At 63.2% G+C, this 12,188-nt stretch carries 9 protein-coding genes and 1 pseudogene; 4 read left to right on the forward strand and 6 right to left on the reverse strand.

The genetic code is table 11. The features are described from left to right. Positions 1-150 precede the first annotated feature (150 nt). Positions 151-2,415: a ComEC/Rec2 family competence protein gene (locus MKK51_RS09960; RefSeq protein ID WP_243976764.1), complete on the forward strand. Its 2,265-nt coding sequence runs from the start codon at positions 151-153 to the stop codon at positions 2,413-2,415. Here the strand turns inward: MKK51_RS09960 and lexA are convergent. Both lexA and MKK51_RS09970 read right to left on the reverse strand, forming a co-directional pair. Continuing rightward, positions 2,409-3,146, reverse strand: a complete 738-nt coding sequence (lexA, locus tag MKK51_RS09965; protein ID WP_243976766.1) for a transcriptional repressor LexA — start codon at positions 3,144-3,146, stop codon at positions 2,409-2,411. The genes MKK51_RS09960 and lexA overlap by 7 nt on opposite strands. A 295-nt stretch (positions 3,147-3,441) precedes the next feature. Next, on the reverse strand, positions 3,442-4,134 hold the full coding sequence (locus MKK51_RS09970) for a GntR family transcriptional regulator (RefSeq protein ID WP_027172391.1): 693 nt from the start codon (positions 4,132-4,134) through the stop codon (positions 3,442-3,444). Positions 4,135-4,908: 774 nt separating this feature from the next. Between MKK51_RS09970 and oxc the strand changes: the two genes are divergently transcribed. Further along, the gene (oxc, locus tag MKK51_RS09975) at positions 4,909-6,645 is read left to right on the forward strand and encodes an oxalyl-CoA decarboxylase (protein ID WP_243976768.1); all 1,737 of its coding nucleotides are present in this window, start codon (positions 4,909-4,911) and stop codon (positions 6,643-6,645) included. Positions 6,646-6,737: 92 nt separating this feature from the next. Further along, on the forward strand, positions 6,738-8,012 hold the full coding sequence (gene frc, locus MKK51_RS09980) for a formyl-CoA transferase (protein ID WP_243976770.1): 1,275 nt from the start codon (positions 6,738-6,740) through the stop codon (positions 8,010-8,012). A 132-nt stretch (positions 8,013-8,144) separates the two neighbouring features. On the opposite strand, the gene MKK51_RS09985 is transcribed toward frc, so the two are convergent. The 4 genes from MKK51_RS09985 to MKK51_RS10000 all read right to left on the reverse strand — a co-directional run bounded on the left by MKK51_RS09985 (position 8,145) and on the right by MKK51_RS10000 (position 11,425). Beyond that, positions 8,145-8,306 (reverse strand): hypothetical protein, encoded by a 162-nt coding sequence (locus MKK51_RS09985; protein WP_243976772.1) that lies wholly within the window; start codon positions 8,304-8,306, stop codon positions 8,145-8,147. Positions 8,307-8,500: 194 nt separating this feature from the next. Continuing rightward, positions 8,501-10,327, reverse strand: coding sequence for a zeta toxin family protein (locus tag MKK51_RS09990; protein ID WP_243976774.1), 1,827 nt, complete (start codon positions 10,325-10,327; stop codon positions 8,501-8,503). 74 nt (positions 10,328-10,401) lie between these two features. Continuing rightward, complete coding sequence (locus tag MKK51_RS09995) at positions 10,402-10,683, reverse strand: hypothetical protein (RefSeq protein WP_243976775.1); 282 nt, start codon at positions 10,681-10,683, stop codon at positions 10,402-10,404. Between the two features lie 325 nt (positions 10,684-11,008). After that, positions 11,009-11,425, reverse strand: coding sequence for a CBS domain-containing protein (locus tag MKK51_RS10000; RefSeq protein WP_243976776.1), 417 nt, complete (start codon positions 11,423-11,425; stop codon positions 11,009-11,011). 577 nt (positions 11,426-12,002) lie between these two features. Here MKK51_RS10000 and MKK51_RS10005 point away from each other — a divergent pair. Then, positions 12,003-12,188: pseudogene (locus MKK51_RS10005) on the forward strand (oxalate/formate MFS antiporter); the annotation flags it as partial.

Below are 12,188 nucleotides of genomic sequence, written 5' to 3' on the forward strand. Positions count from 1 at the left end.
TGGGAGGGCGGATCGACCGGCCCGGATCGGCGCATGTAGCATGCGTTTGCGGTGACGTTAAGAAAACGTGGCGCCGAGTCGCGAGGTGGGACCGATGCCGCGCGCGGGCGTTCTCGAACAGGGTGAGCCCCGAGGGGGACTCAGCGGGAGATGGCCGAGGCCAGTGCGCGAGCAAAGGACGCCACGATCGCAGGCCTGGCCCGCCTGCGATCGCCGTCGGCTTCGTTCGATGCGGTAAAGCGCTGGTTCGCCGGCGGGCTCGCGGAGGAATCCGAACAGCGCCGGCTGTTTCCATGGCTCGCCGTCGCGTTCGGCCTCGGCATCCTCGTCTGTTTCACGGCCACCCACGGCGAGCCGTCGCTGGCAGCACCACTCCTCGTGGCGTTCGCCCTTTCGGCCGCCGTGCCGTTCCTCGGCGCGAGGCCGGTCGCTCTCGCTCTGGTTCTCGGGCTTGCCGCATCGTTCCTCGGCTTCTCGGCCGCCGTATTGCGTCTACGGATCGTGGCGTCTCCCGTCCTTGCCCGGACGACCATCGCGCCGCTCACCGGCCTCGTGGAAGCCCTCGACGAGCGGGAAGTCGGTGCTCGCCTCATCGTCCTCGTGGAGAGTTTCGGCGCCTTGACGCCCGATCGCCGGCCGACCCGGGTTCGCGTGTCCTACAAGAAGGCGCTCACCCTGAAGCCCGGTGATTTCATCTCGGCGACGGCACGGCTCCTGCCTCCGCCAGAGGCGGCCCGGCCGGGCGGATACGATTTCGCGCGCGATGCTTACTTTCGCGGGATCGGTGCCGTCGGCTCCCTCGTGGGCAAGATCGAGGTGAAGCCTCCGCCCAGACCCTTGCCCTGGCAGGTCTTGCTCGCCGCTGCCGTGGATGATGCGCGCAACGCGCTGACCCGTCGGATCACCGACGCCAATGGCGGGCAGGCCGGCGCGGTCGCGGCGGCCCTGGTGACGGGCAAGCGCGGCCTCATCAACCCGGAAACCAACGATATCCTGCGCGCGGCGGGCATCTACCACGTGGTCTCGATTTCCGGACTCCACATGGTGCTCGCGGCCGGCGTGGTGTTCTGGCTCGTCCGCGCGTCCCTCGCCCTCGTTCCTGGGCTCGCCCTGACATGGCCGATCAAGAAGATCGCCGCCGGCTTCGCCATGGTGGGCGTCACCGCCTATTGCACCTTCTCGGGCTGGGACATCGCCGCCGAGCGGTCGCTCATCATGACCCTGGTGATGCTGGGTGCGATCCTCGTGGATCGCCCCGCCTTGAGCATGCGAAATCTCGCTCTCGCCGCCCTGATCGCGCTGGCTCGCGAGCCAGACGGACTTCTCGGCCCGAGCTTCCAGATGTCCTTCGGCGCAGTGGCCGGCCTCGTCGCCTGCGCCGGCACGCTCCATCGCTGGATGCCGCCACGCGAAGGCGCGAGCCTTTTGGCCCGCGCATGGCGGTTCCTCGCCGCCGCGATCCTCGGCACCCTGGCGACGACCATGATCGCCCAGATCGCCACCGCGCCGTTCGCGACCTATCATTTCCAGACCGTTCAACCCTTCGGAATCATCGGCAATGCCCTGACCTTGCCCCTCGTCTCCCTGGCGGTGATGCCGGCGGCGGTCCTCGGCATCCTCGCCTATCCCTTTGCCCTCGATCAGCCGGTCTGGTGGGCGATGGGGCTCGCGGTGCGCGGAATGCTCACGATCTCGGGGCGGATCAGCGGGTTTGGCCATGCCACCCTCGTCGTGCCGGCCTTTGGCAGTACGCCGCTCTCCCTGTTGGCCCTCGCCCTGCTCCTGCTGACGCTCCCCGTCTCGCGTTTGCGTTGGATCGGCCTCGCTCCGGCCGCTCTCGGCATCGCCCTCGCCGCCACGGCGCAACGCTACGACCTCTATGTCGACCGCGAAGGTGGGGGCGCCGCCTTGCGCGACCATGACGGGCGGTTGGCCATCCTCGGAAACCCGCCGGCCTTCGTCCTCGAACAATGGCTCAAAGCGGACGGCGATTCCCGTAAGGCCGGGGCAGTATCGGCCTCCACCAGAAGTCGCTGCGATGCGGTCGGCTGCGCCGTGGGGACGGAGACAGGTCGCATCGTGGCCCTGGTCAAGGACAAGCGAGCCTTTGCGGAGGATTGCGAGAGGGCAAGCGTCGTTATCGCCCGCATGAAGGCGCCAGAAGGATGCCGAGCCGACCTGATCATAGACCGGGCCTTCCTGGCGGCTCGGGGGGCAACGGCCGTCCGCTTCGGGCCAGACGGCCCGATCGCGACATCGGCCCATGAACCAAACGTCCGGCCTCCGTGGCGACCGGCCAGTGCCGACATCGCGCCCGCCCCCTCGACGAAGGCACGAATCGCGACACCAACGAATTCGGAGATCGACGAGGGCGACCCGTTGCCGGAGACACCCTCGGACGACCAGCCTCAATAACGGCGGACGAGACTGACGAGACGCCCCTGGATCTGGACGCGGTCGGGGCCCAGTACCCTCGTCTCATAGGCGGGGTTGGCCGCCTCGAGGGCGATCGAGGAACCGCGACGACGCAGGCGCTTCAACGTGGCTTCCTCATCGTCGATGAGGGCGACGATGATGTCTCCCGTATTCGCGGTATCCTGCTTCTTGATCACCACAAGATCGCCGTCGAGAATACCCGCATCGATCATCGAATCACCACGCACTTCGAGAGCATAATGCTCACCCCCCGACAGGAAGTCGGGAGACATCATGACTGAATGACTTTGATTCTGGATCGCCGAGATCGGCGTACCGGCCGCGATCCGGCCCATGACCGGAATGGTGATGGCCCGTCCGCTCTCGTCCTGGGCCTGGGTCGTGGGCGGGCGCAGGGAAGGCGTCGCTTTGGATCGTCCGCCCTCGACGACGCTGGGCGTGAAACGACGGACTTCGCCGGCGGGGGCCGGTTTCTGCGCAGGAGCGCCGATCAGGCTTTCGGGCATCCGGATCACCTCGATCGCCCTGGCCCGGTTCGGCAGGCGCCGCAGGAATCCACGCTCTTCGAGGGCCGTGATCAGCCGGTGGATCCCCGATTTCGACTTGAGATCGAGCGCGTCCTTCATCTCGTCGAACGACGGCGGGACGCCGCTCTCCTGCATCCGTTGCTGAATGAATTGGAGGAGATCCAGCTGCTTACGCGTCAACATACAGATCACTCTTCCACTGAAGCCAATGGCCGCGACTAACGCCGCTGAAACAAAACACGAACACGGTAGACGTTCCGCAAGTGTTCTGCAAGGGTTCCGTTAACGCGGTGGTCGAACTTGGTCCCGGATCGATACGCGCCGCCGTCGAGGCGTCGGCGCCCGGCAGCTTTTTCGCGCCGGGCTGGACCGCTCCGTCCCGTCGATGTTCCGCCAGGGACGCATTCCCTCGATGACGATCGGGCCGGATGTCGTTTCTCGTCCGGTTGTCGTGTGGGGAAGCCGGCTACAGGACAGGTCAGTCGAGATAGTCGCCGTATTTCTCCACATGACTGGCGAGCCCGAGGCCGTGCTCGCGCACGAGGCGTTCGGCGAGGTCCGCGTCGCGCGCCTCCAGGGCCTTGATGATCGCCACGTGCTCCTTGATCGAGTTGGCGGCGCGGTCGCCCTGGCGCATGGCCGTGTTGCGGATGCCGCGGACGTGCATAAGGAGATTGCTGGTGATGTCCTTGATCACGTCGCATTGGCCCAGGGAAATGATCTTCTGGTGGAAGCGGATATTGGCTTCCGAATACTCGTCGAGATGATCCGACGGACGACCCTCGTAAAATTCCGGAAAATGCTCGCGCAGGCAGTGTAACTGCTCGTCCGTGGCTCGCTCGCAGGCGAGGCGCGCGGCCATGCTCTCCAGGGCCGACCAGGCCTGGATCATGCTGACGATCTCTTTCTTCGACTTCTTGATGACGAAGACGCCGCGCCGGGCTTCGAACCGTACGAAACCTTCCTGCTCCAGCACAGTCAGCGCTTCGCGCACCGGCGTGCGGCTGACACCCAGATTCAGAGAGAGCTTTCGCTCATCCAGCCGAACTTCCTCGCGCTGATTATAGATATTCATATTTGTAATTGCTTCTTTCAGTGCGTCGTAGGCCAATGCACGCAAGCTGGAAGTCGCAACGATGGGTTTTACTTGAAACGTATCGGTTTTGACCATTTTCGACACCTGGAATGATTTCAACTCGCACACATGGTCGAGCACACTTGGTGTGAAGCATGCCAAACCCGCGTTAGGAATACAAGGAACGCTTCGGGCCAACGCAATCCCTCAACACAAGAATAGCATCGCCGCTTGCTCTCGCAGTCTGGAGAGAGAGCAATTCCGGCGCCAGTGGCGGAGCGATGTGGCCGTCGCCATTTTCCCCTGCGTTCGGTGAACGCATTCCCGGACGCCCGACCGATCCAGCAAGATCCTGCAAATCAATTTGACAGTTGGTATTTGGTATGCCACCAATCTCCAGGGATTTGCGGTGTCTCAAGAGCGAACGGACTGAGCAACAGGGTGGATGAGGTCGGTGACGAGGCCCCGGCATCTCGGCGGTGGTCCCGGATCGTATCGCGAACGGAATGGGGTGCATTATAAATCATCATCCGTGGAATGCTGCGACGGAGGAATGCAATGGCCACTCGTAAGATGAAGGCGCTTCTTTTCTTGAAGAGGTCATAATTTTTTCGAGCTGACTTAAGAAAAATACAAGCTCGCCGAGACGGTCGGTCATGGATGTCGATTGCATCCATACTTGCAACGCTCAGCACGTCTCGTCTGCGGGGCGACCAGAGTTGCGGCGAGATCGAATCGCCGGATGCGTGGGGTGCTTCGTCCTCGGCCGAGGCCCTCGGCGCCTCGCGATAGGGACGTCATGTCATCGATCCGCCTGCCCAGCGGGTCGTCAATCAGAACAAAACATCAAACAAACAGGGAGAGAACACGATGTCCGCTTTGGCCCAGAGAATCGATGTCGACGTTGCAGCGGAGCCTGAGCTCACCGATGGCTTTCATCTCGTCATCGATGCGCTGAAGCTCAACGACATCCATACGATCTACGGCGTGCCCGGAATTCCGATCACAGATCTCGGCCGCCTTGCCCAGGCTGCCGGTATGCGCGTCATCTCCTTCCGCCATGAGCAGCATGCCGGAAACGCCGCCGCCATCGCGGGCTTCCTGACGAAAAAGCCCGGTATCTGCCTCACGGTCTCGGCTCCCGGCTTCCTCAACGGTTTGACGGCGCTCGCCAACGCCACCACCAATTGCTTCCCGATGATCCTCATCTCCGGCTCGTCCGAGCGCGAGATCGTCGACCTGCAACAGGGCGATTACGAGGAGATGGACCAGCTCGCCATCGCCAAGCCCCTGTGCAAGGCAGCCTTCCGGGTGCTCCATGCCGCCGATATCGGCATCGCCGTCGCCCGTGCCATTCGCGCCGCGGTGTCCGGCCGCCCAGGCGGCGTCTATCTGGATTTGCCCGCCAAGCTCTTCTCACAGGTGATGGAGGCCGAGGCCGGCGCCAAGTCGCTGGTCAAGGTCATCGACGCCGCCCCGGCCCAGCTGCCGGCCCCCTCGGCGATCAAGCGCGCGCTCGATGTCCTCAAGAGCGCCAAGCGCCCCCTCATCGTTCTCGGCAAGGGCGCGGCCTATGCGCAGGCCGACGAGGAGGTCCGTGCTCTGGTGGAGACCAGCGGCATCCCCTACGTCCCCATGAGCATGGCCAAGGGCCTCCTGCCCGACACCCATCCGCAATCGGCCGGTGCCGCCCGTTCGCTCGTCCTCAAGGAGGCCGATGTCGTCCTTCTGGTGGGCGCGCGCCTCAACTGGCTGCTCTCGCACGGCAAGGGCAAGACCTGGGGCGCCCCCGGTTCGAAGAAGTTCATCCAGATCGACATCGAGCCGAAGGAGATGGACTCCAACGTCGAAATCGTGGCGCCCATCGTTGGCGATATCGGCTCCTGCGTCACCGCGCTCCTCGACGGTATGAAGGGCGACTGGCAGGCCCCGCCGAAATCCTGGACCGATGCCATCTCCGCCAAGAAGGAGGAGAACCTCGGCAAGATGGCATCGAAGCTGCGCAAGAACTCGATCCCGATGGACTTCCACGGGGCGCTGGGGGCGCTGAAGACCATCATCGCCGAGCGGCCCGACGCGATCCTAGTCAACGAAGGTGCCAACACCCTCGATCTGGCGCGTGGCATCATCGACATGTACCAGCCGCGCAAGCGCCTCGATGTCGGTACCTGGGGCATCATGGGCATCGGCATGGGGTTTGCCATCGCCGCCGCCGTGGAAACGGGCAAGCCCGTCCTCGCCGTCGAGGGCGACAGTGCCTTCGGCTTCTCCGGCATGGAAGTGGAGACCATCTGCCGCTACAACCTGCCGGTCTGCATCGTCGTATTCAACAACAACGGCATCTATCGCGGCACCGATACGGACCCGACCGGACGCGACCCCGGCACGACCGTCTTCGTCAGGGATTCCCGTTACGACAAGATGATGGAGGCGTTCGGCGGCGTGGGCGTCAACGCGACGACGCCGGACGAGCTGTCTCAGGCCGTGAACGCAGCGATGGATTCGGGCCGCCCGACGCTCATCAACGCGGTCATCGATCCCCAGGCCGGTACCGAGAGCGGCAATATCGGCAGCCTCAACCCGCAGAGCGTGGTGAAGAAGAAGTAGGCCCCTCGGCCCATTCCGCCGCTGCCGCGCCAGAGACGCGGGAGCGGCGGGTGTCCCTCTCCGCCGAACGCCCTTCAATGCGGAAAAGTCCCATGAATGCCCTCGAAGGCGTGAAGATCCTCGACTTCACCCATGTCCAATCCGGCCCGACCTGCACCCAGCTCCTGGCTTGGTTCGGCGCGGATGTGATCAAGGTCGAGCGGCCGGGCGTCGGCGATGCCACGCGCCAGCAGCTCCAGGACATCCCCGATGTGGACAGCCTCTATTTCACGATGCTGAACCACAACAAGCGGTCCATTACCCTCGACACCAAGAACCCCAAGGGTATCGAGGTGATGTGGCGTCTGGTGAAGGAGTGCGACGTTCTGGTGGAGAACTTCGCACCCGGCGCTCTCGCCCGGATGGGCCTGACCTGGGAGGCGATCCACCAAGCCAACCCACGCATGATCCTCGCTTCGGTGAAAGGGTTCGGACCGGGCGTCTACGAGAATTGCAAGGTCTACGAGAACGTCGCCCAGTGCGTCGGAGGCGCTGCCTCCACCACGGGGTTCCGCACCGATATCCCGATGGTGTCGGGCGCTCAGATCGGTGATTCCGGCACGGGCCTTCATCTGGCGCTCGGCATCGTCACCGCGCTCTACCAGCGGACCCATTCCGGCCTCGGCCAGAAGGTCGATTGCGCCATGCAGGATGGCGTTCTCAACCTTTGCCGGGTGAAGCTGCGAGACCAGCAGCGATTGGAGCGCGGGCCGCTCAAGGAATACAGCCAGTACGGGGAGGGGATCGGTTTTGGTGACTCGGTTCCACGCGCGGGCAACGATTCCGGCGGCGGCCAGCCGGGCCGCATTCTCAAGTGCAAGGGCTGGGAAACCGATCCCAACGCGTACATCTACTTCATCGCCCAAGGTGCGGTCTGGGAGCCGATCTGCGACGTCATCGGCGAGCCGACCTGGAAAACCCATCCCGATTACGCGACGCCGAAAGCGCGGCTGCCGCATTTGAACGAAATCTTCACCCGCGTCGAAGCCTGGACGATGTCGAAGACCAAGTTTGAGGCGATGGAAACGCTCAACGCGCTGCACGTCCCCTGCGGCCCGATCCTTTCGATGAAGGAGATTGCGGAGGACGAGTCGCTGCGGAAATCCGGCACGGTGGTCGAGGTCGACCATCCGGAGCGTGGAAAATACTTGACCGTGGGAAACCCGATCCGACTGTCGGCAAGTCAGGTCGAGGTCAAGCGCTCGCCCCTGCTGGGCGAGCATACCGACGAGATCCTGCGCGACGTCCTCGGCTATTCCGAGAACGACCGGCTCAAGATCTCGGAATCAGGGGCGATCGGCACGGTCCAGAGGATCGCTGCCGAATGATCCGCTCCTGAACAAAGCGCGGGCCGCGTGTCTCAACATCCCGGCTCGCGCGCATGACGTGAAACTCCTCCCGACTCAGCGCGGTATCGGCCCCGAGCCCGATGCCGCGCTCTTTCGCTCGTGCGCGATCGATCAGGCGATACCGGTGAAGCGTCCGGCCGAACCGGCCACGTAATCGCCGCTCTCGGACCGGGTCTTCTCAGGGCGCACCGACAGGAGATCGGCGGCTTTCACAACGAGGACGACCTGAAGAGCGATCATGCAGAGAACGGCGGCGAAGATGGTGACGAGCATGGTGGGCTCCCGATGGCGCGTTGCAGCATCGTGATGCCATGGTGCGGCGCAAACTGATATATCACATTTAATCGACCAGACATGTCTGTGGCGCATGCGGAGGTCGATGGTGGCCGGTAACCGGCGCCGGACGCATCCTCAGAAGGCATCCCCTCCTCTGCCTGCGCAATTAGCGGGCAGTCGCCGGTGGACGATCAGAACGGGGCCGCGTCGCCCCATCGGCCCAACGTGTGAGTGTCCTGCGGTCGCAGCCGCTCCCCTGGTCCCTCGAAGGCAGGAGTCTGATCCGTTACGCCCATGACGGACAAGGCCGCGTGCAGGTCAGGATTCTCGACCGCGCATAAAACCACGTCCGCGGCGAGGTGGGTCAGGCGGGCGCGTTCGAGACGAGCATAGACGCGCCCCGTTCCGTGATCGGCAAATCGGATCGTCGTCATCCGGCGAACGCAGTCGCGCAGGAAGCTCAGGTTCTGCGAAGACTCCATTGAGCCAGCGGCGGCATACACCTCGTCGGGCGATCGCGCGGTGACATCGATCTTGCGGTACCTGTCGATGTCGAAGATGAACTTCAGGTCGAGAATGGTCATCCCGCCGTTGATGCCGAAGGCAATCGTTCTCGGCCGCTCACCCTCCGGGACGCTGTTGTCGAGAAACTCGAAATGGACCTGCTTGTCCGTTCTCAGAGCCCAGGTGAAAAACAAGCGGGGCATGCCGGTATAGGCTTCGACATTGTGCGCGAGCAGATCCTCCACCGCTTTGTAGCGGCCAAACTGTTCGCCGCGCTTCCATGCCCGCTCCACCGTCGCCTCCGGCGGCGTGATCATGAACTGCATGTAGACGCAGTGACCGAAGCGGGTGAGGAGCTGGCTGCCGCTCTCGGCGCCGGGATCGACGGTGAAGCTGTCGAACCGAAACCGGTCGATGAGGAGATGCGAGATGCGCCCTTCGGCAGCTTTGACCGCCATATGACGGTCGAGCTTGCGATCGATGATCTCCACCTCGCGCCCGGTCAGCGTCCCGGCATAGCGCTGCGCGGGGCCGAGGCTGTCGTAATCGAGCAGGAACTTGCGCCAGACGTCGGGGGTGATCACCGCGAAATCCGATCCATCGAGCCCGAGCCGCCCGGCAAGCGCCCGCTGATAGGGCCGGATCGTGCTCTTGCCCGATGCCGAGGCACCCTTGACGTTCATGACCACCGGCCGGTCCTGGGCCGCCAGCACATAGTAGCCCTGGCTGGCGACGACGTCGCGAACCCATGGCTCGATCAACTGTCCGATCCGGGTACTGCCGTACTGGTTCGAAACGAGCGTGCAGGCGAGGCTCGAGAGAAGCGCCCTGTCGCGGATGAGAAAACCGCGCCGGCTGATGATGCTCGTCACCACGTGTCGTAAAGCTGCGCAGGCTGCCGCTTCGACGGGAATGGCCGACGCCGTACATCGCGCCTGCCAGGCGTCGAGATGCAGGAGAGCCGCCTGTTCCGGTGTCCCGGCCTCCCGCCTTCGCCTCTCGGGCTCGGACGATCCGTGGATGAACCGCCACGAGGATCGCCATGTCTTGACCGGTTCCTCCGCACTTCTCGGCATGAGCATCACGGAAAGCTCGCGCTCGAGGATGTGCACGGCCTCGTTCCGGACCCGGTCGAGCAGGCCGGAGATCTCGCCCTCATGGGACGCGACCCCGTCGCGCAGGATGGTGCCGACCATGGCGCGGAAATTGACCCCGAGATCGCCATAGGTCCGGCCGACCGGTACCGACAGGTCGGCCATGACGCGGATGAGCACTTCGTGGACGACGAGGCGACGTGCTCGAAAACGGACCAACTGCGTCAGCGGAAGCCCGCTGACGTCCATGAGTTCGCGCGCGTCCGCGAGGGTGGTCTCGACATGATCTGACCGAAAGATCGTCTCCAGGGCGAGGAACGCCCTGGGCAGGCTCGATTCGAGTCCCGGATTCCAGGGGCCGAATTCCTCGCGCGGCTTGGGCTCACCGAGATTCGCAACCTCTCTCTCCGGAATGGACATTGTTGGCCGCTCCGAGAGTCAACACCTTCTTGGGCGGCCGGGCGTCGTCGTGGCGAAATCCGGTTCGCCTGACTTTACGCGACCGCTGCCTCGTCGATGGCCTCGAGCCGCAGTTGATAGCGGTCGCCCCAGAGAACTCCCGCCTTCTCGTACCAATCCGCGTCGAAGAACAGCTTAGCGCAGAACTCGCTCTGCCAGATGCAGACGGCGATGACCCTGGAATCGATCACTTTCACATGCCGGCTGATGAGCCCGCGTGTGATCCCGGCCGACGGACACATGTCCATGCTGGTCATCCCGTTGGGGGATTCGCCCCCGAAGACGACGGGACATTCGAGAATGGCCAAGTAACGCATCGCTGCTAACCCTGTTGTCCACGAGATGCGCGGGGCCGGTCTGTTGCCGACCGGCACGGTCCCGTAGCGTCTCCCTGCCTCGATACTCGTATGAATCGCGCCTTGATCGAAGGCCGAAACGACGAGGTACCTTGGATAAATTTTGAATGCAAAACGGATGCGGGTCAATGATCACGCGCAGGATATCTTGTCCTGCGATTGCGATACGATTGGTTTGCAACGCAATACTGCCGCACGGAGATCGATTGCGCGTAACCTAGTCTGCGCCGATAGATACCGGGATTGTACAGGTCTCAAAATCCTGGTGCCGGATACGCACTCATGTTCAGACCTGAGCCGGTCCACCGGCTCCGGACACCTCATCGAGGCAGCTCCAGATGTTCTGGACCGATGTCAGCACGAAACCATCCGTCACCGCGATATGATCTGTCTTGTGGGCGCAGAACTGCTTCAGCCTGTCGTGACCGGACATCCCGATATCGACGGAGGTGAAATCCTCCTTTGCCAGCATCCAGACGAGATTGTCGAGCGCTTCGAGGCCGCGCGCCGCCATGGCACGGAAGATCTCACGCTCGGTGATGATCCCGATGATGGCGCCATCCGTGGGACGGTCACCGTCGATCACGACGAGGGCGTCGACACCGGGACTGCGCAGCAACCGCAATGCGTCGCGCGCCGATCGATCCATACGGATATAGTGCAGGCGGCCCGCGCTATCGCCGGTCCGCTGGCTGGCTTCCATGGCGTTGCCTCTCCGGGATCTCTTGTTGAGGCAGGACTCTGGTATGCAGAATACCTGTTGTCAACGGTCGAAATAGAACTATGGTGCCGGCTCCTCGTCCGGGGAGCGTGATCCGTAGATGCCGTCAACGGCCATCGCCTGATTGCTTCACGCGTCGAGGTGCCTTCGGTTGGCTCAGGGCGTATCGGTTGATCCGACGCATGAATCGGTCTTTTTCAGCTTACGGTGAGCGACTTCGGACTGTAGTCCCGAAATGAGGGCTGCCGTTCGCATCAATCGCAGTATGTGTTTGAAGACATGACAGGCTGGCATTTGGCCGTTAGCGCTGTTTGAGTTGCATGGCTGGCCTCGTACATCGCCTCATTTAATGAGAGCTTGAAAATAATCCCTGTTTGCTGCGTTGCGGAATCGATTTTTCTGCAACTTGCTCTTGACGAGCCGACACGCACGATGGAGGCTGGTATTCCACATACCAGAATGCCGGCGGCGCCAAGGGCCGGCCTTCTTCAAGACCGGATGCCGGTCAACCGGCTCCAATGCCTCGAATGATGCACAATAGAACAACGTGGAGGACGCGATGACGAGGGCGGAAACAACGACCGAGCGGGTATCCGATGGATACCGTTGGGGTCAGCTGGTGATCGGCGTGATCTGCATGGTGATGATCGCCAACCTGCAATACGGCTGGACGTTCTTCGTCCCCGACATCCAGAAGAAGTTCGGCTTCGACCGGGCGGCGATCCAATGGGCCTTCACCCTGTTC

This window comes from Methylobacterium sp. E-045, from assembly GCF_022829685.1.
Taxonomy (GTDB): Bacteria; Pseudomonadota; Alphaproteobacteria; order Rhizobiales; family Beijerinckiaceae; genus Methylobacterium.